General features: G+C 49.0%; 23 protein-coding genes and 1 rRNA gene. 4 read left to right on the top strand and 20 right to left on the bottom strand.

Annotation, left to right across the window (positions count from 1 at the left end; translation table 11 throughout):
* Positions 1-106: ribosomal RNA gene (locus AYI96_RS18205) — 16S ribosomal RNA — on the bottom strand; the annotation flags it as partial.
* A 477-nt stretch (positions 107-583) separates the two neighbouring features.
* Complete coding sequence (ccoG, locus tag AYI96_RS18200) at positions 584-2011, bottom strand: cytochrome c oxidase accessory protein CcoG (protein WP_039035960.1); 1428 nt, start codon at positions 2009-2011, stop codon at positions 584-586.
* 87 nt (positions 2012-2098) lie between these two features.
* Here ccoG and AYI96_RS18195 point away from each other — a divergent pair, with 87 nt between their 5' ends.
* The 3 genes from AYI96_RS18195 to AYI96_RS18185 all read left to right on the top strand — a co-directional run bounded on the left by AYI96_RS18195 (position 2099) and on the right by AYI96_RS18185 (position 3798).
* Entirely contained in the window at positions 2099-2449 is a 351-nt protein-coding gene (locus AYI96_RS18195) for a hypothetical protein (protein ID WP_039035959.1), read from the top strand.
* Positions 2450-2559: 110 nt separating this feature from the next.
* The gene (locus AYI96_RS18190) at positions 2560-3462 is read left to right on the top strand and encodes a 1,4-dihydroxy-2-naphthoyl-CoA synthase (protein WP_144362107.1); all 903 of its coding nucleotides are present in this window, start codon (positions 2560-2562) and stop codon (positions 3460-3462) included.
* Between the two features lie 132 nt (positions 3463-3594).
* Positions 3595-3798, top strand: coding sequence for a DUF2061 domain-containing protein (locus AYI96_RS18185; protein WP_039035958.1), 204 nt, complete (start codon positions 3595-3597; stop codon positions 3796-3798).
* A 57-nt stretch (positions 3799-3855) separates the two neighbouring features.
* On the opposite strand, the gene glmS is transcribed toward AYI96_RS18185, so the two are convergent.
* The 18 genes from glmS to mioC form a co-directional block, all read right to left on the bottom strand.
* On the bottom strand, positions 3856-5685 hold the full coding sequence (gene glmS, locus AYI96_RS18180) for a glutamine--fructose-6-phosphate transaminase (isomerizing) (protein WP_144362106.1): 1830 nt from the start codon (positions 5683-5685) through the stop codon (positions 3856-3858).
* A 24-nt stretch (positions 5686-5709) separates the two neighbouring features.
* Positions 5710-6480 carry a DeoR/GlpR family DNA-binding transcription regulator gene (locus tag AYI96_RS18175; RefSeq protein ID WP_039035956.1) on the bottom strand — a complete coding sequence of 257 codons (771 nt, stop codon included), beginning with the start codon at positions 6478-6480 and terminating at the stop codon, positions 5710-5712.
* Between the two features lie 230 nt (positions 6481-6710).
* Positions 6711-8801 (bottom strand): TonB-dependent siderophore receptor, encoded by a 2091-nt coding sequence (locus AYI96_RS18170; RefSeq protein WP_071476690.1) that lies wholly within the window; start codon positions 8799-8801, stop codon positions 6711-6713.
* Between the two features lie 181 nt (positions 8802-8982).
* A complete protein-coding gene (gene glmU, locus AYI96_RS18165) occupies positions 8983-10347 on the bottom strand; it encodes a bifunctional UDP-N-acetylglucosamine diphosphorylase/glucosamine-1-phosphate N-acetyltransferase GlmU (RefSeq protein WP_039035963.1) in 1365 nt (454 codons plus the stop codon).
* Positions 10348-10500: 153 nt separating this feature from the next.
* Positions 10501-10929, bottom strand: a complete 429-nt coding sequence (locus tag AYI96_RS18160) for a F0F1 ATP synthase subunit epsilon (RefSeq protein ID WP_025011732.1) — start codon at positions 10927-10929, stop codon at positions 10501-10503.
* 36 nt (positions 10930-10965) lie between these two features.
* The gene (gene atpD, locus AYI96_RS18155; protein WP_039035954.1) at positions 10966-12354 is read right to left on the bottom strand and encodes a F0F1 ATP synthase subunit beta; all 1389 of its coding nucleotides are present in this window, start codon (positions 12352-12354) and stop codon (positions 10966-10968) included.
* A gap of 35 nt (positions 12355-12389) precedes the next feature.
* Positions 12390-13250, bottom strand: a complete 861-nt coding sequence (gene atpG, locus AYI96_RS18150) for a F0F1 ATP synthase subunit gamma (RefSeq protein ID WP_039035953.1) — start codon at positions 13248-13250, stop codon at positions 12390-12392.
* Positions 13251-13300: 50 nt separating this feature from the next.
* The gene (atpA, locus tag AYI96_RS18145; RefSeq protein ID WP_039035952.1) at positions 13301-14842 is read right to left on the bottom strand and encodes a F0F1 ATP synthase subunit alpha; all 1542 of its coding nucleotides are present in this window, start codon (positions 14840-14842) and stop codon (positions 13301-13303) included.
* A 14-nt stretch (positions 14843-14856) separates the two neighbouring features.
* Positions 14857-15390, bottom strand: coding sequence for a F0F1 ATP synthase subunit delta (gene atpH, locus AYI96_RS18140; protein WP_039035951.1), 534 nt, complete (start codon positions 15388-15390; stop codon positions 14857-14859).
* Between the two features lie 15 nt (positions 15391-15405).
* The gene (atpF, locus tag AYI96_RS18135; RefSeq protein ID WP_028780952.1) at positions 15406-15876 is read right to left on the bottom strand and encodes a F0F1 ATP synthase subunit B; all 471 of its coding nucleotides are present in this window, start codon (positions 15874-15876) and stop codon (positions 15406-15408) included.
* A 37-nt stretch (positions 15877-15913) separates the two neighbouring features.
* Positions 15914-16165, bottom strand: coding sequence for a F0F1 ATP synthase subunit C (gene atpE, locus AYI96_RS18130; RefSeq protein ID WP_025011729.1), 252 nt, complete (start codon positions 16163-16165; stop codon positions 15914-15916).
* Positions 16166-16231: 66 nt separating this feature from the next.
* Entirely contained in the window at positions 16232-17026 is a 795-nt protein-coding gene (gene atpB, locus AYI96_RS18125) for a F0F1 ATP synthase subunit A (protein WP_039035950.1), read from the bottom strand.
* 12 nt (positions 17027-17038) lie between these two features.
* Positions 17039-17422: an ATP synthase subunit I gene (locus AYI96_RS18120; protein WP_039035949.1), complete on the bottom strand. Its 384-nt coding sequence runs from the start codon at positions 17420-17422 to the stop codon at positions 17039-17041.
* A 225-nt stretch (positions 17423-17647) separates the two neighbouring features.
* Positions 17648-18529 carry a ParB/RepB/Spo0J family partition protein gene (locus AYI96_RS18115; protein WP_039035948.1) on the bottom strand — a complete coding sequence of 294 codons (882 nt, stop codon included), beginning with the start codon at positions 18527-18529 and terminating at the stop codon, positions 17648-17650.
* Between the two features lie 10 nt (positions 18530-18539).
* Positions 18540-19328, bottom strand: coding sequence for a ParA family protein (locus AYI96_RS18110; protein ID WP_039035962.1), 789 nt, complete (start codon positions 19326-19328; stop codon positions 18540-18542).
* An 86-nt stretch (positions 19329-19414) separates the two neighbouring features.
* A complete protein-coding gene (rsmG, locus tag AYI96_RS18105) occupies positions 19415-20038 on the bottom strand; it encodes a 16S rRNA (guanine(527)-N(7))-methyltransferase RsmG (RefSeq protein WP_144362105.1) in 624 nt (207 codons plus the stop codon).
* Between the two features lie 100 nt (positions 20039-20138).
* Positions 20139-22028: a tRNA uridine-5-carboxymethylaminomethyl(34) synthesis enzyme MnmG gene (gene mnmG, locus AYI96_RS18100; protein WP_144362104.1), complete on the bottom strand. Its 1890-nt coding sequence runs from the start codon at positions 22026-22028 to the stop codon at positions 20139-20141.
* A gap of 450 nt (positions 22029-22478) precedes the next feature.
* Positions 22479-22919 (bottom strand): FMN-binding protein MioC, encoded by a 441-nt coding sequence (gene mioC / locus AYI96_RS18095; protein ID WP_144362103.1) that lies wholly within the window; start codon positions 22917-22919, stop codon positions 22479-22481.
* Between the two features lie 148 nt (positions 22920-23067).
* Between mioC and AYI96_RS18090 the strand changes: the two genes are divergently transcribed.
* Positions 23068-23919 carry an endonuclease/exonuclease/phosphatase family protein gene (locus tag AYI96_RS18090; RefSeq protein WP_144362102.1) on the top strand — a complete coding sequence of 284 codons (852 nt, stop codon included), beginning with the start codon at positions 23068-23070 and terminating at the stop codon, positions 23917-23919.
* Positions 23920-24509: the final 590 nt, after the last annotated feature.

The following is a 24509-nucleotide window of genomic DNA, read 5'->3' as shown; positions in this document are numbered from 1 at the left end:
CGCTCGTCATCTTCAAAAGCAAGCTTTTGAAATGTTACCGCTCGACTTGCATGTGTTAGGCCTGCCGCCAGCGTTCAATCTGAGCCATGATCAAACTCTTCAATTAAAGTTTTGGTTGATTCCGAAGAATCGACTCAATGAATTCTGTTCGTATGAACACTCTTCATCGAGTTAAATCGTTTTGTCGATTTCTCAATGCCTGTGAGTGTCCACACAGATTTGCTTGTTTATCTTGTTAAAGAGCAATCCCTTAGACGCTGTGGTCATCGGGTCAGGGCTGCGTATTCTACGCTTTCCTGCTGCGGCGTCAAGAGGTATTTACCATCTTTTTTCGCCTGTCGTTGAAAGGACTCAAAAGCCTCTTTTCTTCGACCCTGTCACGTCTTTCGCGTTGCCGCTGTGCCGTGTCAGTGGGAGCGCATTATAGGGAGCCTGAACTTTTGTGCAAGGGCTAAATCTTAGAAAAACAGGATTAATTTATCGTTCGCTCACAAAAGCAACCAAATGACCAAAAAAGCGATACTTTTTGATGAAAAAAGGGGCTCACGCCCCTTTTTATCTATCTAGCGTCGTTTACTAAAGCTTAAGGCCCGAAGAAACGGGACTCCTGTTTGGCTTCAACCGTCTCACCATTGACTTCGGTTGTGACAATAAAGTCTATCTTGGTAATGGGACGTTTCAGCTCCACAGGGTCGACCGCCACACTGATTGGCAGCGTCAATACTTCACCGGCCGCAATCTGCACTGTTTGTGGACCGTACCACTTATAGTTATTTAACCCATCAATGTGCATCTGGTACTCGTGGGCCGTTTCTGTTTTGTTCAATATCTTCAAAGTGAAGGTATTCTCTGTCATCCCCTGAGTATTCTCGGTATAGAGCTGATTCCGGTCACGAATGATATCGATGCGCACAGGGGCGATATTGGCACTGGCGTAAATGAACACCAAAATCATCGCAGTAAGCACAACACCATAGCCCACCAGCTTGGGACGCAGCACTTTTTCCTTGATCCCTTCCAGTTTGTTTTCCGTGGTGTAACTGATAAGGCCTTTGGCATATCCCATACGTTCCATGGTGGAGTCGCAGGCATCGATACAGGCGCCGCAGTTGATACATTCGTACTGCAGGCCATTACGGATATCAATCCCTGTCGGACAAACCTGAACACAGAGATCGCAATCGATACAGTCGCCCAGCCCCAGAGCTTTGGGATCTGCCTTACGGGAACGGGGGCCGCGAGTTTCACCACGCTTGGTGTCATAGCCAACAATATAAGTGTTCTTATCGAACATGGCCGCCTGGAAACGCGCATAGGGACACATGTGAATACACATGATTTCCCGCATCCAGCCGGCATTACCATAGGTTGCCAAAGTGAAGAGAATAACCCAAAAGTACACGGCGCCGCTGGCCTGTAAGGTAAACACCTCGAGGTATACTTCTCTGGAGGGCACAAAGTAAGACACAAATGTCATGGCCGTCAGCAGGGAGATCAACAACCAGGCAGTATGCTTGGCCGTTTTGCGCCAGAGCTTGTCAAAACTCCAGGGCATCTGATCCAACTTCATCCTTTTGTTGCGTGCCCCTTCGAGCTTTTCTTCAAACCAGATAAAGATGAAGGTCCACACTGTCTGCGGGCAGGTGTAACCGCACCAGACCCTTCCCAGGTAGGTAGTGACAAAAAACAGTGCGAAGGCAGCAATCATAAACAAGGCTGCCAGCAACGTCAGATCCTGAGGCCAGATAGTCAGGCCGAATACATGAAACTTCTGCTCTGCCAGGTTAAACCAGACTGCCTGCCTATCTCCCCAGGGAAGCCAGGGCAAAATCAGGAAAAACAGCATAGCTATCCATCCCATCCGCCGCCTTAACGAACTCCATAGACCATCAACCGCACGAACGTAAATTCGGTTGCGAGGATTAAAGCGGTCTGCTTTACTCGCATCAGGCTGGTGAATCTTGATTCGATTGGCTTTCGAATAATCCTTATTGCTCGACTCTTCACTCATCTTTACAGCCTTTTACTGCTTATTGTATAAAAACTGGCGTATTATACCTTGTAACACAAGGGTTATTAACCTTAGTTGGACTAAATGATGAAAGGCTGGATTATTTTGGCAATATTGGCCGGAGTGCTTTATTACTTGGTCACTCAGACAGATAAGCTCGATGAGCCTATTGCCCAAACCGAAGCATTAGTAAAGAAAATTGAACGCAAGCTGGATGCCATGACGGGCACACAGATCATTCGCCTCGATCAGAAAAAGGCCCGCCTCAAGGCCGATATTGCCGAGCGTTTGTCAGCTTCAGAGTTGCAGGAGTTGGACGGCATACTGACCTCGCCAGAGACTTTAATGGACTTCAAGGACGAGTATTGTCGTGGCAATGTCATATCTCATCCGGTTTTCAGCAAAGATAACCTGTTGTTCATCTGCGATAACCTCTGAATAAAGCACCGGGTTTTGTCGACTGTTGCAAAACCCGCACCTGAAATCATTGACCTCCCACGCCAATCCACCTAGCCTTTGAGCCATTATCAATATAGGGGCTGTTTGTTATGACATCTTTTGTTTCCGATACTTTTGAACCTGAATTGTGGGAAGAGGTTGCCGGGTTCGCTTTTGAAGACATCACTTACCACAGAGCCAAATCTCAAGGTACGGTGCGAATTGCCATTAACCGTCCCGACTGCCTGAACGCTTTTCGTCCCAAGACAGTTGATGAACTTTACATAGCTCTGGACCACGCCCGGCAATGGTCTGATGTAGGTTGTGTGCTGTTAACAGGTAATGGCCCATCAGCCAAAGGGCAATATTCCTTCTCCTCCGGTGGCGATCAGCGTATTCGCGGCAAAGACGGCTACAAATATGAAGGTGAGGAAGCCGGCAAGGCCGATTTGGCTCGCATGGGCCGCCTGCACATTCTCGAAGTACAGCGCTTGATCCGCTTTATGCCCAAGGTCGTCATAGCCGTAGTTCCCGGTTGGGCGGTTGGTGGCGGTCACAGCCTGCATGTAGTGTGCGATCTGACACTGGCATCGAAAGAACACGCCGTTTTCAAACAGACAGACCCGGATGTAGCCAGCTTTGATTCTGGCTATGGCAGCGCTTATCTGGCGAAGATGGTAGGTCAAAAGCGGGCAAGAGAAATATTTTTCTGTGGCTTTAACTACAGTGCCGATGAAGCCTTTGCCATGGGCATGGTTAACCGTTCGGTTCCTCATGCAGAACTTGAAACCGAAGCTCTGCGCTGGGCCAAGGAGATCAACTCCAAGTCCCCAACCGCAATGCGCATGCTCAAATATGGCTTTAACCTGCCTGATGATGGTTTGGTTGGCCAGCAACTGTTTGCCGGTGAAGCGACCCGTTTAGCCTATGGCACAGCCGAGGCCCAGGAAGGCCGAGACGCGTTTCTTGAAAAACGCGATCAGGACTTTTCCAGCTTCCCTTGGCATTACTGATAGCCTTAGACTACTAAAGGCCGCATAAGCGGCCTTTTTAATAGATAAAAACGGTCAAATTAATCTGTTAAACCCCCTTTTAATTATTAATGAGAATTATTATCATTAAATTATCGAGAGAGGAGAACCACCATGATTAAGACAATGACCTTTGCCATACTGCACTTCAGCGTAGCCTTTACCATCACTTACCTGCTTACCGGCAGTGCGCTTATAGGTGGTGCCGTGGCCCTGATAGAACCCAGCATCAACACTGTTGTTTTCTACTTCCACGAAAAGGTCTGGAAGAGATACGAAGCAAAAAAGCAGCAGCGGCTAACGCAATTAATCGCCTGAGCATACACTCAGGCGATTAGTGGCAACACTTTCAGGCTTGCGCTTGATTCCGGCCAATTACTCTACAGTAACCGACTTGGCCAAGTTTCTTGGCTGATCCACATCAGTCCCTTTGATCAGGGCAACATGGTATGACAGCAACTGCAGCGGAATAGTGTAAATAAGCGGTGCCATAAACTCATCACAATGTGGCACAGGAATTACCTTCATGGTGTCATCGGATGCAAATTCAGCATCAACATCAGCAAACACATACATCAAACCACCACGGGCACGCACTTCTTCCACATTGGACTTAAGCTTTTCAAGCAGTTCATTATTGGGTGCAACCACTATCACAGGCATGTCGGCATCGATCAGCGCCAATGGTCCATGTTTCAGCTCTCCGGATGCATAAGCTTCGGCATGAATATAGGAAATCTCCTTCAGCTTCAGCGCGCCTTCCATCGCAATGGGATACTGATCGCCACGTCCCAGGAACAAGGCATGACTCTTATCGGCAAAGTCTTCAGCCAACTCAGCTATGGCGTCATCCAACCCCAGAGCCTGCTCCACTTTAGCCGGCATAGACTGTAGACTCTGGGCGATTGCCGCCTGCATTTCCACACTCATGTTGTTATAACGTCCCAGTGCCGCCGTCAGCATCAACAAACCGGCCAACTGCACGGTAAAGGCCTTGGTGGAAGCCACACCTATCTCGGCACCGGCTTTCATCATATATGCCATATCGGACTCGCGAACCAGCGAGGATCCAGGGGCGTTACATATGGTCAGGGTTGCCTTGTACCCCATCTCTTTGGCCAAACGCATTGCCGCCAGGGTATCGGCCGTTTCACCGGATTGAGAAATGGTGACCAACAGGCTGTTGGGGAACAGATGCGACTTGCGGTAGCGGAATTCAGAAGCAATTTCCACATTACAGGAAACGCCGGCCCAATCTTCCAGCCAATAACGTGCCGCCATACCGGCATGGTAACTGGTACCACAGGCAATGATCTGTACATGTTTGATCTCTTTGAGAAGCTCGGCAGCATTATCACCAAAGGCACTATCCAGCACATGCTGCTGGGCAATTCGGCCTTCGAGAGTACGGGCCAGCGCCATGGGCTGCTCATAGATCTCTTTAAGCATATAGTGACGATACTCACCCTTGTCACCGGCATCATGGGTGATTTCAGACTCTTTCTTTTCACGTACAACCGGGTTTCCGTCAAGATCATAGATATGAACCTCACGGCGAGTCACTTCGGCAACATCGCCCTCTTCCAGAAAGGCAAAAGTACGGGTCACCGGCAGCAGTGCCAGTTGATCCGAGGCGACGAAGTTTTCTCCCAGCCCAAAGCCTATCACCAATGGGCTGCCACTGCGGGCAACCACCAGCCGTTCAGGGTCGCGGCGGTCGATGACCACTGTGCCATAGGCACCTTCCAGTTGTTTGACAGTGGCTTGTACTGCTGCCAGCAAACCGGGGGCAGACTTGAGCTCATGGTCGACCAGGTGGCAAATAACTTCTGTATCTGTATCTGAGTTGAACTGATAGCCTAAGCCCTTGAGCATCTCCCGCAACTTAGCGTGATTTTCAATAATCCCGTTGTGCACCACGGCTATGTCACTGCCGGATTGATGTGGATGCGCGTTGCGCTCACTGGCCTCACCATGGGTCGCCCAGCGGGTATGGGCGATGCCGGTACCACCGGCCAAAGGAGCAGTTTGCAAGGCATCGGCCAACTCCTGCACCTTGCCAACTCTGCGGGTACGGGTCAGTTCACCTTGGTGAATGACAGCCACACCGGCCGAATCATAGCCACGATATTCCAGGCGTTTCAGTCCCTCGATCAAGATTTCAGCAACATCCCTTTGCGCTACTGCGCCAACAATTCCACACATATCAATATCCGCTTAGTTTAAAGTTTACGCTGTAAAAGGGGCCAAGATCAGCTTTACCCCTTGATTTGAAATACTTTCAGCGGCTGCATCTGGCAGCCTATTATCTGTCACCAGGGTAGTGACCAACTCCCAGGGCAACTCAAGATTAGGAATTCTGCGGCCCACCTTTTCCGATTCGAGCAGCACCACTACATCCCGGGAAACTTCCGCCATCACCCGGCTCAGCCCAATCAACTCATTGAAAGTGGTGGTGCCTCGCTGCAAGTCAATGCCATCGGCGCCGATAAAAAGCTGGTCAAAGTTGTAGGAACGCAGTACTTGCTCAGCCACCTGTCCTTGAAAAGATTCGGAGTGGGGGTCCCAGGTGCCCCCCGTCATCAAGAGTGTGGGCTCGTTTTCCAATTCATGTATCGCATTGGCCAACTGCAGGGAATTGGTCATGACCACCAGCCCGCGCTTATCGTTAAGCTCAGGAATAAGTCCCAAAGTGGTGCTGCCACAATCTATGATGATGCGATTATGATCTTTGATAAGCCCGGCAGCGGCCTGAGCTATGGCCAACTTATTGCGGGAAGGCGGTTCAGACAAGGTCTGGGTTATCTCTTGAGGAACAACGACGGCACCACCATAACGACGCAGCAGCAAACCGGTTTTCTCCAGGGCTGCCAAGTCTTTACGTATGGTCACTTCCGAAGTTTCAAACTTCAGCGCCAAGGCATCGACACTGACTTCACCCTGCTGCTGCAGCAGGGTAACTATGGCGTGACGCCTTTGTTGGGTGTTGCGTTTGGTCATTCCAGATTAAATAAGTTTCGATTCGAAAGGCGAATTATATAACTTCGAAACCTAAACGCAATTGCTAAGTGAAAAAAGCTCGTTAGTAGTTCAGCCGATATACAGGCATGCCTTAAAGCCAGCCCGAGCCTGGGCGCGCCCCAAGAAGCCGAAAGCATTAGATTTCATCCATAAAAAATGCCAGCCACTGGAGTGGCCGGCATTGCTGTTGGCATGTTATCTATTGGCGATTAAAACTTGGCTTCCAGCGCCAGGCTCACATGACGACCTTCACCAACAGTCACATCTGTATTGGTACCGCCGGCAAGATATTCTTTATCAAACAGATTCTTCATGTTAACCCTTACGCTGACATCTGTTCCCATCACATCCATAGTGTAGGCAGCACCCAGGTCAAAACGTACATAACCATCTTTGGTGATCATGTTCTCTTTATCGGCAAAGCGTTCACCGACATAGACAGCACCAAAATTCAGAGCCAACGCTTCTGTCATCTCATAACGGGTCCAGATATTGGCCGACCATTCAGGCGCATCTATCGGCGTTTTACCATTGAGACTATCTTCTGCAGGGCGATCATACTCTGCATCCAAATACATCATGGAACCTGTCATAAACCACTTATCACTGAGTCGTCCCTGAGCGCCCATCTCAAACCCTTTATGACGCTGTTCACCACTCTGAGTTGTTATTGATTCACCAGCCCCTAAGTCTTGAGTCACGGTAACATTGGAGACGGTTATATCAAACACGGCGCCTGTCAGTAATAACCCACCATCGAACAGTTCCCACTTGGTGCCTATTTCATACTGTTCCCCATATTCAGGATCCAGATTCATCTTGTCATTAACATCATTAGGATCATTAACGCTCCCTTGGGGACTGAAGCTCTTTGAGTAATTGACATAGATACTGCCGTTATCCATCGGCGAATAGATCACCCCAAATTTAGGTGAAACGGCATAACTGTTGTTCCCGGCACCATCTTTCTTTTGTTCGTCATAACGAACACCGGCCAACAGTTTCCACTGTTCATTGATAGTAACCAGGTCCTGAATATAGAAACCATAGTGCTTATAGTCGCTTTCACTGAGTGAAGTATCGTTATGATAGTCCAAACCTGGATTTGCGATGGGCTGGCCAGGCATAACAGAAACACTTTCGCCTTTTTCGCGCAACTGCCCATAGTAGTAGTCCAACATATTGGCACCGATCAGGAACTGATGTTCCAAAACACCGGTACTGAAGTTACCGGTAATATCAATGAATCCTGTTTTATGTTGCCAATCATCATAACGATCGAATGGACTCACAGTGTAGCCATCAGTAAATGGATCCTCAGAACCTTTGATCAAACTTGGAAGAGAGTCCAACCTTTGGCGGTTGAACTGCTGATCATTATAGCCGGCCTTCACTTTCCAGTTGTCGCTGATAAAGTAAGTGAGTTCGGCCCCTAAGTTTTCGATGGTATTGTCAGTAAACGCCCATGGCATATCCCAGATAATATCCCGACCACCAATGAGCTCACCCTTGCTGTTCAACCAACCGCCACGGTCTATTCCGGTTTTATCTTGGGTACGGTCATATTTCAGTGACAGCAAAAGATCATCGGTAATATCAAACTCCAGATTCAGGTAGCCCAACCAACGATCTCTTTCCTGATTTTCACCATTCTGATATTCACGCCAATACTGGGTATCCTGCTTAACCAGCACAGTGCGATAACGGATAGTCTGAGCTTCGTTTAGACTACCACCGGCATCCAGTTGAAAGCGGGTAGAGCCGTTATCATCGGTATCAAATCCCAGGTTAAACAGTGTGTCGTAGGTCGGCTTCTTGGTCACCATATTGATCAAGCCACCAGGGCCTGACTGGCCGTAGAGCATACTGGAGGGGCCCTTAAGCACTTCTACCTGCTGCAGAGTTTCAATAGGTTGCACATAGTGCGACCACTGCTGCTGACCATTGATCAGGTACCCAGAACCAGAGTCCAACTCAAAGCCACGAATATTAAATACCTGGCGATTCCATTTTTCACTGCCACTGGTCACGCTTGAGTCATTCACCAATACTTCAGCCAGGTTGGTTGCCAGCTGTTCATCAGTAACAAAGTCGGGGATAACGGTAACGGATTGAGGTGTATCCATCAGATTAATATCACCACGCATCGCGCCAGAGGCGACGCCAGTCTTATAATCATTGAAGCTACGACCGGTAACACTGATACGCTCAATGTCTTCTGGCACTTGCTCTGCCGCCAGTGGCATTGAAGATATAGCGGCCACCACAGCCATACCTACACAGGAAAACTTAAACCTCATAATCACCTCATTCTCTATGCCGGACCGGCAATCAGTTCTATTTTTGCCAGCAAATATAAATGAGAAGGATTAGTATTTAAGTTTCTTTACAGATATTTACAATTAAATATGATTGACTTCAAACCCATTGACGGGTTTGTGAGATTGAAAGCACCCGAGTGGGTGCTTTCAATTAGAGGAATTATTTCTTTTGCTTTTGTGGACGCTTCCAACCCTTGATATGTTTCTGTTTAACTCGGGTGATAACCAACTCATCGGCGCCGACATCACGGGTTACAGTGGAACCGGCTCCCAGAGTCGCTCCTTTACCTATGGTGACAGGAGCAACCAACTGGGTGTCACTACCGACAAACACCTCATCTTCAATAACGGTCAGATGTTTATTGGCGCCATCATAGTTACAGGTAATGGTACCTGCACCTATATTTACCCCTTGGCCAATGCGTGCATCTCCGAGGTAAGCCAGATGTCCAGCCTTGGAGCCAACACCGAGTATGGCTTTCTTCATTTCAACAAAATTGCCTATATGGGCATCCTGCTTAAGTTCAGCGCCCTGACGCAGACGAGCAAACGGGCCGGCACTGGCGCCATCACCCAACTTGGCGCCCTCGACTATGCTGTAAGGCTTAATCTCGGCGTTATCGGCTATCTCACAATCAATAAGGATAGCGCCGGCACCCACAGTCACATTATTACCCAGCACCACTTTACCTTCGAAGATCACATTGACGTCGATCATCACATCCATGCCGACTGTCACTTCACCGCGAACATCAATGCGTGCCGGATCCCTTAGGTTAGCCCCATCCAGCATCAAGGCTTCTGCACAGCGCTGCTGATAAGCACGTTCCAACGCCGCTAACTGCACTCTGTTGTTGGCGCCTTCGGTCTCAATGGAATTAACAGGATGAGCCGTGTCTATGGCCACCCCATCGGCGTGCGCCATGGCGATCACATCGGTAAGATAGTACTCGCCCTGAGCATTGTTGTTTTCCAAGCGCCCAAGCCAGTTTTTTAATTGTTTGCCCGGCAATGCCATGATGCCGCTGTTGATCTCATTAATCTTGAGTTGCTCGGGAGAGGCATCTTTCTGTTCGACTATGCCAACTACCTTGCCATGCTCGCGCACCATACGGCCATAGCCGCTTGGGTCATCCAGATGCACTGTCAGTACGGCTACGCCATCGTTTTGCCTGGCAGCAAGCAAGGCTTCCAGTGTTTCCTTACGGGTGAGGGGAACGTCGCCATAGAGCACCAATACAGTGTCATTGTCATCTATATGGGGAATCGCCTGGGCTACCGCGTGCCCTGTTCCCAGCTGTTCAGCCTGCAGCACAAAGTTAAGCGGTTGCTCGCCCAGTTCCGTCATCAGCTTATCGCCGCCATAACCATAAACCAGATTGATTTTGTCGGCATTTAGTGAATGAGCCGTATCAATCACATGCTGCACCATGGGTTTATGGGCGACCTTATGCAGAACTTTGGGTAGATCAGAACGCATCCGGGTCCCTTTCCCGGCGGCGAGAATAACAACATTCAATGACATGAGAGATTCCTTTTCTTTGGGCTGGCGCAAGTGTACCGGAATCGCGGTAAAAATGCAGCGCTCAGGCAGCTTGGAAGCTTGCAAACCTGCTTGGACAATAGGAATAACAGACACAAAAAAGGCGCCCTGAGGCGCCTTTTTTCAGCAGTGCTGTTATCTGGCAATGTTCTTCTTGATGGTCTCAACGACCCGCAACTGAGCCACGGCTTTAGCCAGTTCAATTGCTGCCGCAGCATAATCGAAGTCAGCACCGGCATCGGCCATATGGGCTTCTGCACGACGCTTGGCTTCTACTGCAGCCTGCTCGTCAATCTCATCGGCACGCATTACAACATCAGCCAATACGGACACGGAGTTGGGTTGAACTTCCAGTAAACCACCTGAAAGGTAAAACACCTCTTCCTGACCATTTTGTTTGACGATGCGCGCCATGCCAGGTTTGATATTGGTCAGCAGCGGAGTGTGGCCGGGCATAATACCCAGTTCACCCTCAGAACCAGTTACCTGTAAATGGGCAACAAGGCCTGAGAAGATTTTGCTCTCTGCACTGACGATATCAAGCTGTACTGTCATGGCTGCCATCCCGTTCTCCTTACCAAACTATGCAATATTGCCTAGTTATTTCTTGTTGGCTTTCTCAACGGCTTCGTCGATAGAACCAACCATGTAGAACGCTTGCTCTGGCAGGTGGTCGAACTCACCGTCCAGAATTCCCTTGAAGCCACGGATGGTGTCTTTCAGGGGCACGTACTTACCTGGAGAACCGGTAAAGACTTCAGCTACGTGGAATGGCTGAGACAGGAAACGCTCGATCTTACGGGCGCGGGATACTGTCATCTTGTCGTCATCTGACAACTCGTCCATACCCAGAATAGCGATGATGTCTTTCAGCTCTTTGTAACGCTGCAGAACTGTCTGTACACCGTTTGCCACGTCATAGTGCTCTTGGCCAACAACCTGTGGATCCAGCTGACGAGAGGTGGAATCCAGTGGGTCAACCGCTGGGTAGATACCCAGAGAAGCGATTTGACGAGACAGTACCACGGTCGCATCCAAGTGAGCGAAGGTGGTTGCAGGGCTTGGGTCAGTCAAGTCATCCGCAGGTACGTATACCGCTTGTACCGAAGTGATAGAACCCACTTTGGTAGAAGTAATACGTTCTTGCAGAACACCCATCTCTTCAGCCAGTGTTGGCTGATAACCCACAGCAGAAGGCATACGACCCAACAGTGCCGATACTTCGGTACCAGCCAGGGTGTAACGGTAGATGTTGTCAACGAACAACAGTACGTCACGACCTTCGTCACGGAACTTCTCGGCCATAGTCAGACCGGTCAGAGCAACACGCAGACGGTTACCTGGTGGCTCGTTCATCTGACCGTACACCATGGCTACCTTGTCCAGTACGCCTGAGTCTTTCATCTCGTAGTAGAAGTCGTTACCTTCACGGGTACGCTCACCTACACCGGCGAATACGGACAGACCTGAGTGGGCTTTAGCGATGTTGTTGATCAGTTCCATCATGTTAACTGTCTTACCAACACCCGCACCACCGAACAGACCTACTTTACCACCCTTGGCGAACGGACATACCAGGTCAATAACCTTGATGCCGGTTTCCAACAATTCAGTGGTGTTAGATTGCTCTTCATAAGAAGGAGCATCACGGTGGATGATATAACGCTCATCTTCACCGATAGCGCCCGCTTCATCCACAGGTTCACCCAGAACGTTCATGATACGGCCAAGGGTCGCAGCCCCAACCGGAACGGAAATTGGTGAACCAGAGTTTTCTACCTCGATACCACGACGCAGACCATCGGAAGAACCCATGGCGATGGTACGAACTACACCACCACCCAGCTGTTGCTGAACTTCCAGCACCAAGCCTTTACAGGCGCCTTCGCCTGTGATCTTCAGAGCGTCATATACCTGAGGTACGGTATCTTGTGGAAACTCAACGTCCACAACCGCGCCAATCACTTGGACAACAGTACCTGTGCTCATGATTAATCCTCTAAAACTTGTATTCGTTACCCAGCCTAAACCGCGGCTGCACCTGACACAATTTCCGACAGTTCTTGCGTAATCGCCGCCTGACGGGCCTTGTTGTATACCAGTTGCAGATCATCGATCAGCGTGCCGGCGTTGTCTGTTGCTGCCTTCATGGCCACCATACGGGCAGCCTGCTCGGAAGCAATGTTTTCAACGACACCCTGATACACCTGAGACTCCACATAACGAACCAAAAGCTTGTCCAACAAGACCTTTGGATCTGGCTCATAGATGTAGTCCCAGCGATGCGCTACGTCATCTTCGTCTGATTTAGGCAAAGGTAGCAGCTGCTCGATCACAGGAGTCTGCGTCATGGTATTAACAAACTTGTTGAATACCACATACAGACGATCCAGCTTGCCTTCGTTGTAAGCCTGGAGCATTACCCGCACAGTACCAATCAGGTCAGCGAGCTTGGGAGCATCACCTAAACCTGAAGCATGGGCCTGCACCTTGCCACCAAAGCTTTTGAAAAACTGAACACTGCGAGCACCGATAGGGCAGAATTCAACTTCCGCACCTTGCTCTTTCCAGCTTTTCACGTCTGCGACAACCTTCTTGAAAAGGTTGACGTTCAGACCACCACAAAGGCCACGGTCGGTTGCCACTACTATGTAACCAACCCGCTTGGGTTCTCTCACCTCCAGGTAGGGGTGTTTGTACTCCAGAGAACCCTGAGCGACGTGACCGATCACCTTACGCATGCTCTCCGCATATGGACGGCTTGCAGCCATGCGATCCTGCGCCTTGCGCATTTTGCTGGCTGCCACCATTTCCATGGCGGACGTGATCTTCTGAGTGTTTTTCACACTCGCGATCTTGGTTTTAATCTCTTTAGCGCCGGCCATCTCTACTCTCCAATCTGGACCTGAGGTGCCTTATGACACCTCGCATGTATTTACCAGGTTTGGGTTGCCACGAACTTGTCGAGACCAGCCTTCAGCTCAGCTTCGATTTCGGCATTGTAATCACCGCTATCGTTGATCAGCTTCATCAGCTCAGCATGCTCGCCGTTCATGAAAGAGAGCAGAGCGGCTTCGAAGTCACCGATCTTCTTCAGCTCAATACCTTTCAGGTAGCCTTTTTCAGCTGCAAAAATAGATACAGCTTGGTCAGCTACGCTCATAGGAGCGTATTGCTTTTGCTTCATCAGTTCGGTTACACGCTCACCGTGCTCCAGCTGGGCACGAGTTGCATCGTCAAGGTCAGACGCAAACTGTGAGAACGCAGCAAGCTCTCGATACTGTGCCAGAGCAGTACGGATACCGCCGGACAGTTTCTTGATGATCTTGGTCTGAGCCGCACCACCTACACGAGAAACAGAGATACCTGGGTTAACCGCTGGACGCAGGCCAGAGTTGAACAGGTCGGTTTCAAGGAAGATCTGACCATCGGTAATAGAAATTACGTTGGTCGGTACGAACGCAGATACGTCACCTGCCTGGGTTTCAATAATTGGCAGAGCGGTCAAAGAACCAGTCTTGCCTTTTACTTCGCCATTGGTGAACTTTTCAACGTACTCTTCGTTCACGCGGGAAGCACGTTCCAGCAGACGAGAGTGTAGATAGAATACGTCACCTGGGTAAGCTTCACGGCCTGGTGGACGCTTCAGCAACAGTGAGATCTGACGATAAGCAACAGCCTGCTTGGACAGGTCATCGTAAACGATCAGTGCATCTTCACCGCGGTCACGGAAATATTCACCCATGGTACAACCAGAGTATGGTGCCAGGTATTGCAGGGCAGCCGCTTCAGAAGCAGTAGCAACCACAACAATAGTGTTGGCCAGAGCACCGTGCTCTTCCAGCTTGCGTACTACGTTGGCAATAGTAGAAGCCTTCTGGCCTACTGCAACGTACACACACTTGATGCCGGAATCTTTCTGGTTGATGATGGCGTCAATAGCCATCGCAGTTTTACCAGTTTGACGGTCACCGATGATCAGCTCACGCTGACCGCGACCGATAGGGATCATGGCATCAACCGCCTTATAACCGGTTTGTACCGGTTGAGATACGGATTGACGCTCAATAACACCAGGAGCAATCATTTCAACAGGTGCAAAACCATCGTTGTCGATTGGTCCTTTACCGTCGATTGGCTCACCCAGAGTGTTAACAACACGTCCCAGTAGACCACGACCTACTGGAACTTCCAGAATACGGCCAGTGGTTTTAACTTTTACGCCCTCAGCCAAACCGGCATAAGGACCCATAACTACGGCACCTACAGAATCACGTTCAAGGTTCAACGCGATTGCATAACGGTTGCCAGGCAGTTCGATCATCTCACCCTGCATTACATCGGCCAGGCCGTGAATGCGGATGATGCCGTCACTGACCGAAACGATAGTACCTTCGTTGCGGGCTTCACTGACGACTTCGAACTGCTCGATCCGCTGCTTAATCAGATCGCTGATTTCAGTGGAATTCAGTTGCATGCTCAAACTCCCAATTACGACTGCAGCTTATCAGACAGGCGGTTTAATTTGCCGCGGACGGATCCATCTATCACCAGATCCCCTGCCTTGATAATAATACCGGCGATAAGCTCGGCATCGACGCTGCAATTCAGCTTAACTTTGCGTGCGAGACGTTTCTCTAAAGAAACACTGATCTGCTGTTGCTGCTCAGAGCTAAGCTCAGTAGCAGATACCACGTTGGCTTCGATTTCCTTAGCCCATTCGTGGCGAAACTCAGCATAGAGCTGAGATACAGCAGACAGTACCTCCAAGCGACCGTTTTCAGCCATTACCTTGATCAGATTTTGACCGTGCTCATCAATTTGCTCGCCACAGATATTGATAAAGAGTGCAGCTAGCTTATTGCTGGACATAGATCCAGCCAGCAGTGGCTTCATGGATTCGTTTTCACTCACCATTGCCGCGAAATCGAGCATTTCTGCCCAGTTTTCTACTGCTTGATGTTCAACAGCAAAGTCAAAAGCTGCCTTAGCGTAAGGGCGAGCAATGGTGGTTAACTCAGCCATAACTCAACTCCCTTATCAAATTTCAGCAACTAGTTTATTAACTATGTCGCTTTGGGCGGCTTCATCAATCGAACGCTCGAGGATCTTCTCTGCACCAGTGATGGCAAGAGTCGCAACCTGCTTACGCAGTTCCTCTTTCACGCGATTACGTTCAGCTTCAATTTCTGCTTTACCCTGAGCAATGATTTTCGCACGCTCAGCGTCTGCTTCAGCTTTGGCTTCATCAATAATCTGAGCCTTGCGCTTGTTGGCAGACTCAATGATTTCGTTGGCTGTAGCCTTGGCGTCTTTCAGTTGGTCAGTCGCTTTCGCTTGAGCCAACTCCAGGTCTTTTGCTGCACGGTCAGCGTCAGCAAGACCATCAGCAATCCTTTTCTGGCGCGCTTCGATGGCATTCATCAAAGGGGGCCATACAAACTTCATGCAGAACCACACGAAGATAATAAAGGCGACCGTCTGACCGATTAGGGTAGCGTTGATATTCACAACAGCCTCCTATTTAGAGTTAAGACAGAAGCGTTTATTACAGCATTGCACCCAGTGGGTTAGTAAACAGCATGTAAAGTGCAATACCTACACCGATCATGGTCACGGCGTCGAGCAGACCCGCTACAATGAACATCTTAACTTGCAGCATAGGAGCCATTTCTGGCTGACGCGCAGCGCCTTCCAGGAACTTACCACCCAAAAGGCCGAAACCGATAGCGGTACCCAGTGCACCCAAACCAATGAGCAGAGCAACAGCAATTGCAGTAAAGCCCAGAATCGTTTCCATCTGTATCTCCAGTATCTAAATCTGTGTTGGTTGATGATTTAGTTTAAAAAATTTCTTCAGCAGTCCTTAATGATCTTCATGAGCCATGCTTAGATAAACAATAGTCAGCATCATGAAAATAAACGCTTGCAGCGTGATAACCAGAATATGGAAGATCAGCCAGCCCAGTTGCAAAGTCACACCCAGAGCGGCAATCGCCAAGTTGGTACCATACATCAGCGCAATAAGGATGAAGATCAACTCACCTGCATACAAGTTACCAAAAAGACGTAGCCCCAATGAAATAGGTTTAGCTATCAAGGTAACAGTTTCGAGCAGGAAGTTGACGGGTATCATTGCCCAATGGTTGAAGGGCTGTAGCGTCAGTTCTTTCGCAAATCCTGACACACCTTTGACCTTGATGCTGTAGTAAATAATCAGCACAAACACGCCCAACGCGAGGCTGAAAGTGATGTTAAGGTCAGTAGTCGGTACTATCTTCAGATAAGGCACACCGGCCAAAGCGGCAGTATGTGGTATCCAGTCAACTGGCACCATATCCATGAGGTTCATCATGAATACCCACATAAAAATAGTCAGAGCAAGAGGTGCAATCAAAGCATTGCGACCGTGGAATGTATCTTTAACGCTGTTGTCGACAAACTCGACGATCATCTCGATAAAGCATTGAAGCTTACCGGGAACGCCAGAGGTTGCTTTTTTACCAACGCTGCGGAACAACCACAGAAACAGCACGCCAAGACCAACCGAAAAGAGCAATGAATCAATGTGCCATGTCCAGAAACCTTCACCAACGGTAAGGTTGGTAAGGTGATGCTGGATATAGCCCTGCGGTGTTAATGTTTCACCAGGTGCAGCCATGATTCATCCCACTTAACTTTGCTTGAAGTACAAAGGAGCTGCCCAATGCACTATCAACGCCAGTACATAGCAAATAAAAAGGGGCATAAATGCGACCTCTAAATTGATAAATACCAGCGAAAACAACGCTATTGTCAACAGCAACTTTACCGCTTCCCCCCAGTAAAAGCCTTTTAGGACCTTACCGGCAGAGCTTGCTCCCATATGGGAAAAAGCCAGGGTAGCGAATACAAAATTAGGGAGCACAGCTATGGCAGTTCCTGCCAGAGCAGAATAGCCAAACTGGGCTCCCCACACGGCAAAGAAGATAATTGAAGCACCCCCAGCTATCGCCGCCTGCATCATCACCAATTTATAGGCTGACCAACGGCCACGACGCGCTAAAACCTTACTCAATTATTCTTCTCCGCATTCCTACTTTTTGTTTCGATGACCGGACTACAAATATCCGTATAGAGTCGAGGTACAAAAAGCTTGCGAAAGTATACCTTTTCAAGTCTTGTTTGCAACTTTGAGATAAGTAAAAACCTCACCTTTTAACGTGATACAGCCCCAAATTCGCATAAATGCAATATTAACAAACGTCACAAATTTACACTAAAAAGCGTTAACGACGTTTTTTTAATGGATTTTGGCAAGAATGCCGTCTAATTCAGCCAGATTTTGATAGTTAATTACAATTTTTCCCTTTCCCTTACTACCGTGGGAAATAGAAACTTTTGCACCTAGCCTCTCAATTAACTGACTCTCCAGACGAGCAACATCGGTATCTTTTACAGGCTTTTCGGCCTCTTTGGCAGGATTTAAGACTTTATTAACCAATCGTTCTGTTTCACGAACGGTCAATTCCTTCGCTACCACCAATCGGGCAACAGAAGTTTGCTCCTCACCTTGCAATGCCAGCAAGGCTCGGGCATGACCCATCTCAATATCACCGTACTCCAGTAATCGCTTTACCGGTTCATTCAATCCATTGAGTCGCAGCAAATTTGAAACGGTAGCCCGTGATTTTCCCACAGCATCAGCTATTTGTTGGTGAGTAAGATCAAATTCTTCGATCAAACGGTTAAGCGCAATAGCCTCTTCCATGGCATTGAGATCTTCCCGCTGAATGTTTTCTATCAGGGCAATAGCCACAGCAGCCTCATCGGCAACCTGTTTGACTATACAGGGCACCTTGTCCAACTTGGCCAGCTGCGCCGCACGCCAGCGACGTTCACCAGCGATAATTTCGTATTTGTCATCACTGATCTTACGCACCACTATGGGCTGAATAACGCCCTGAGCCTTGATAGATTCAGCCAGCTCTTCCAGCGCCTCCGGCGACATATCTTTACGGGGTTGATACTTACCGGGTTGCAGCAGATCCACATCCAAAGTCAGCAAGGTTTCGCCGGCATCAACCTTGGATTGCTCGGCATCATCACGCTTCTTACTCGCCGCATGGCTGGTACTCAAAAGTGCGTCCAGGCCCTTGCCCAGACCCCGTTTTTTCAGTGTCATGCTCATTCCTTTATGCCTGTTTCGCTTGCTGATTCTGCTCTGAGCGACGAATGATTTCGCCGGCTAAAGCCAGATAGGCCTTGGCCCCAGCGCTACTCTTGTCATAGTACATAGCCGGAGCGCCAAAACTCGGCGCTTCGGCCAAGCGAATATTTCTTGGGATCACAGTGCGGTAAACCTTGTCACCGAAATGCTGTTTCAGTTGATCGGAAACATCGTTGGCCAGACGGTTGCGGGGATCGTACATGGTTCTGAGTATTCCCTCGATCCCGAGTTTAGGGTTAACCATGGCCGCCAACTTGGAAATGGTATCCATCAGGGCAGTCAAGCCTTCCAGGGCATAATACTCACACTGCATGGGAACCAGTACTGAGTCGGCCGCCGACATGGCGTTCACAGTCAACATATTCAGCGAAGGAGGGCAGTCGATAAAGATAAAGTCGTACTCATCCTGCACCTTTGCCAAGGCGTTGCGCAGGCGAATCTCCCTGGCAAAGAACTCCATCAATTTGATTTCGGCGGCTGTCACATCACCATTGGCGGCAATGAGATCGTATTTTCCGGCAGTGTTACGCACGACGACTTCGTCAAAACTCTTTTCTTCCACCAGCAACTCATAGGCGGTGTTTTCAACTTCGTATTTGTCGACGCCACTCCCCATGGTGGCATTGCCCTGGGGATCCAGATCGATCAATAGCACCCGCCGCTTAGTTGCCGCCAAAGAGGCAGCCAAATTAACACAAGTTGTTGTTTTTCCAACGCCACCTTTCTGGTTGGCTACGGCAATAATTCTCGCCACACTGTCACCTTGTCTGTCAATTTTGTTATTGATGCCCGGTTCCGTTTGCATCAAGTTGCTTGATACGCCAGCCAATTGCAAGGCATTCAAACCTGGGGAGCTATGATCAGCAGATGTCTCTGTTCATCCAATTTTGGAACCTTGAGTTCAATGGATTCCCTGATGCTGTACCCCTCAGGGATCCCGGTTAACTCATCAGGGTTCAGTTGCCCTTTAAGGGCATAGAATACTCCATTTTGCGCCGGCAAATGCTGACACCAGCTTAACATGTCTGCCACTGAGGCAAAGGCACGGCTTAGCACACCGTCAAACCCTTGCGGATCCTGAAAGGCTTCCACCCGGCTCTCAACCGACTGTATATTTTTCAATTTGAGTTCAATCTGAACCTGTTTTTGAAAACGGATCCGCTTACCCAAACTATCGAGCAGCACAAATTCTTTATCCGGATTCAAAATCGCCAGCGGGATGCCGGGCAACCCAGGGCCTGTGCCCACGTCGATAAAACGCTGTCCCTTGATATGAGGAGAGACGACCAGGCTATCCATGATATGACGGATGAGCATCTGCTCAGGTTCGCGCACCGAGGTCAGGTTATAGGCCTTGTTCCATTTGTTGAGCATGGCAACAAAACCAAGCAACTGTTGCTGCTGTTCATCTGATGCATTGAGGCCTGTCTCAGCCAGATATGTTTTTAACTGTGCTGCAAGCACGGGTATTCTCCCCAGAAAAATACTGCGGGGCTATTATGCGGCCCCAAAACGGCCAAGGGAAGCATCTACAGCTTCCCCGGCTCTGGAATGGTTTACTGTATCAGGCCGTTCGGCGCAGTAATCCCCGTTTTTTCAGATGCACCAGCAAAATGGAGATGGCTGCCGGAGTTACCCCCGAGATCCTGGAGGCCTGGCCTATGGTCTCTGGTTTATGGGCATTGAGCTTGGCGATCACTTCGTTGGATAAGCCTGGCACTTCATTGTAATCTAGCTCCAGCGGCAGGCCGGTATTTTCGTTACGCTGTGCTTTGGCGATCTCTTCCTGCTGGCGCTGAATATAACCGGCATATTTAACCTGGATCTGCACCTGTTCAGCCGCTTGACGATCCTCTAGCCCCGGCCCGAAACCTTCAATCCCCATAAGCTTGTCATAGTCCAACTCAGGGCGCCGTAGCAGCTCTTCAAACGAAGCTTCGCGAGATATTGGAGTATTGAGATGCGGATTCAGCGCTTCAACCAGAGGGGAATTCACATGGATCCATTGACTGCGCAGACGTTGCAGCTCAGATTCTATCGCCTCAACCTTGGCTGAGAACTTGGCCCAGCGCTGATCGTCAACCAAACCCAGCTCACGGCCTTTCTCGGTCAGGCGCAGATCGGCATTATCTTCGCGCAGCAGCAAGCGATATTCGGCGCGGCTGGTAAACATACGATAGGGCTCTTTAGTGCCTAACGTCGACAAATCATCCACCAGCACGCCAAGATAAGCCTGATCCCTTCTAGGTGCCCAAGCGTCTTTACCTTGCACCTGTAAAGCCGCATTCATGCCGGCCAACAGGCCTTGAGCTCCTGCCTCTTCATAACCTGTGGTGCCGTTGATTTGACCTGCAAAGAACAACCCATTTATGGTTTTGGTTTCCAGCGAATTTTTCAGATCTCTGGGATCAAAGTAATCATATTCAATGGCATAGCCAGGGCGCATGATCTCAGCATTTTCCATCCCCTTGATCGAGCGGACCAAAGCAATTTGCACATCGAATGGCAAACTGGTTGAGATACCGTTGGGGTATAACTCATTGGTATTGAGTCCCTCAGGTTCAATAAAGATCTGATGCGAACTCTTATCGGCAAAGCGATGGATCTTGTCTTCGATAGACGGACAGTATCTCGGGCCTATTCCTTCGATAACCCCAGAATACATAGGGCTTCGGTCCAAACCGCCACGAATTATCTCGTGGGTTTTTTCATTGGTATGGGTGATATAGCAAGAGATTTGTTGAGGATGTTGGTTCACATCACCGATAAAAGACATCACAGGAAGAGGATTATCTCCTTGCTGTTCTGTCATCTGCTCGAAGTCGACACTGCGAGCATCGATACGAGGCGGCGTACCCGTTTTGAGACGGCCAACTCGAATAGGTAACTCTCTGAGTCTATGAGCTAGAGCGATCGCTGGAGGATCACCTGCACGCCCACCACTGTAATTTTCCAATCCAATATGGATCTTACCTCCCAAGAAAGTACCGGCTGTCAGCACCACAGCAGGAGCTTCAAAAGCCAGTCCCATTTGGGTAACAACACCAATGACTCTGTTGTTTTCAACAACCAGATCGTCAACAGCTTGTTGAAAGATCCTTAAGTTGGGCTGGTTTTGCAATATCTGTTGGATCTTTTGTCGATATAAGGCGCGATCTGCTTGGGCTCTGGTAGCTCTTACTGCAGGTCCCTTACTTGAATTCAGGGTTCTGAATTGGATCCCGGCATAATCAGTTGCTGTTGCCATGGCGCCACCCAAGGCATCTATCTCTTTAACCAAGTGCCCTTTACCTATACCCCCGATAGCCGGGTTACAGGACATCTGACCCAAAGTGTCAATATTATGGGTTAAGAGTAGGGTGTTAACTCCCATTCTGGCAGCTGCCAATGCGGCTTCAGTTCCGGCATGACCACCACCTACAACAATTACATCAAACCGTTCATGAAAACGCATAGATTTACCTTTGGCTGAGCAAGGGATGAAAAAGGAATTTCAGCCGATCATTTTAGCACCTGTAACGATTCAGGTGAATGCTCTATTTCATGCTGATGGATCGCAAGGGATCTGCCTTATAGATCTTAAGATCTTTATATAGATCTTCTTGTTATGTTTACTATTAGGATCGGGTTTTTCTGTGGGTAACGGTTATATTTACATAAAAACAATAGGTTAACGCAAATCGATCCTGTGATCAGTTGGCGATCTATCTCCATTAAAGCTGGGGATAGATCGCGATCTTATCCACAAGGAGGATCTGGCATGCATTCAGGATCCGATTCATGCAACGATTGATCAGATCAAAATAAAGTATTATCCACAGAGTTATATTTTATTGAGCAAAATTGTGGGTAAGTTAGATCTAAATTGTGAGTATTTGATAGCTTATTCAGTTTTAAATACGTTTTAGAGTTTGCCTAACCAGTCATCAAGCCACGCCAATGCTGGATCTTCCGGTACGGGATCGTATTGAACATCGATCTGGATCTTATCCACATAGGATTGGGCGCCAAGTGCGCTCAGTTGGTGTAGCAGCTTTTCCGGGCCTTGGCAGAAAGTGTCGTAACTCGAGTCGCCGATCGCACATAAAGCATACCGACAGTCCTGCAGATTTTGGTTTGACTGGAGTAATTCCTGATAGAAGGGCTGCAAATTGTCCGGAAGATCGCCGGCCCCATGGGTGGAGGAAACGATCAACCAAAGGGCTTTGGGATCCAGTTGATCCAACTGTGGGGTCAAATACAGGTTTGTCTGGTGGCCGTTTTGTTCAAGCTTATTGATGAGTTCTTCGGCGACATATTCGGCTCCTCCCAAGGTGGTTCCGACCAATACTTCGACTTTCGCCATGATATTCCTCTCTGTATGTAGCGCCTGGCGCCTTGATTTAATCGGCCCATATTAATCCAATTTGCGGTGACAGACAGCCTTGGGTAACCTGAGTTTGAGCACTATTGCATTAATCCTGTTGTAGGCTCTTTCTGCGCTTGAGGCTGATATGAAACTGAAGTGGTTGCTGATCTTCCCGTTGCTTTCTTTGCTGGTGATACTCGGGGGATGGCATTGGTTGTTTACTGTACCGGCAAATGTTCAACTGCAATCTGACAGGGTTGATTCCAATACCGGCGCGGCCTGTATTCAAACGCCAACGGCAAAGGCGCTGGATAATAATGGTGAGTTTGGTGTATTGATCTGGAATATTCAGAAGCAGCAAAACTGCCAGTGGCGTTCTCGTCTCGATGATTTTACAACTGGCAGGCAGTTGGTGCTGTTGCAGGAAGCCAGTTTGGATCCCGGCATGTATCTTTATCTGAATACTGCGCAGTGGTTTTGGCGTTTCGCTAATGCTTTCAGTGTATTGGATACCCCAGCTGGGGTAATGAATCTCTCCCGCAGCGCTCCTTTGAGCAGTTGTGGCTACCGTACTCTTGAACCTTGGTTGCGGTTGCCCAAGACGGCTTTGGTCGCTGAATATCCTTTGTCTGATGGTTCATTATTGACTGTGGTCAATGTCCATGGAATTAACTTCAGTGTCGGTATCGAAGAATATCGGCAGCAACTTAAGTCTTTGACTGAAGCCCTGGCTGAGGAAAGAGTTATGGGGCCTATTATTCTGGCGGGTGATTTCAATACCTGGAGTGAGGAACGCAGTATGCTGCTGGCCGCCTTTGCTTCCTCTTTGGGATTGAATGAGGCTCATTTTGGCGAGGATAACAGGGTGAGAGTTCTGGGGTATCCTTTGGATCATCTCTTTTATCGAGGATTGAAACCCAAAGAGCTGTATGTGCCGGAAACAGATGTGTCTGATCACAATCCTATGGTCGCCAGCTTTGTGATTGCTGAGAACTAGGCCATAAGGAAGGTGCGAACAAGTCCCATGCGTTCTCTGCGTCGGCTTACGGGCATGGATGCAAGGCGTGGTTCGCAGCAAATGGCCTTAGTCCTTTGTAAGAAGCACAACACAGCAGGCAGGCCTGTAAGCCACGCCCTTCGGGGCTTACACAGCAACCGGCTCTCTGCGTTATCCGACTTTGACAGGCCCCGGCATGCCTTCAGTCAGATGCCTTGAACGCCAATTGCTGTGTAAGCCAGAGTACCGCGAGGACTTATTCGCACCTTCCCTAAGTAACTCATGTTTCCCTGACACCGGTTCCTCCAAAAAAGGACCTGTGACCGAAGTAGCGGAAGTCAGCATTCCTAACGGAGGGCCCTGATAGATTATCTTTCCGCCATGTTTTCCGGCTCCCGGGCCCATTTCTATTACGTGGTCGGCATTGGCTATCATCTCAAGAATATGCTTGATGATTAGCAATGTTTTTCCTTCAACTGCGAGTAAGGTAAATAGTTCGAGCAGGCGCTCGACATCGGCCATATTCAGGCCAGAGGTGAGGATTTAAGGACATTATGCAGCGACCACCCCTGAGTTATACAATGAAAATA

The sequence above is a fragment of the Shewanella sp. MSW genome (assembly GCF_007636515.1).
Taxonomy (GTDB): Bacteria; Pseudomonadota; Gammaproteobacteria; order Enterobacterales; family Shewanellaceae; genus Shewanella; species Shewanella indica.
Note: the sequence above shows the minus strand (reverse complement) of the source record. Positions and strands in the feature narration are given on the sequence as shown.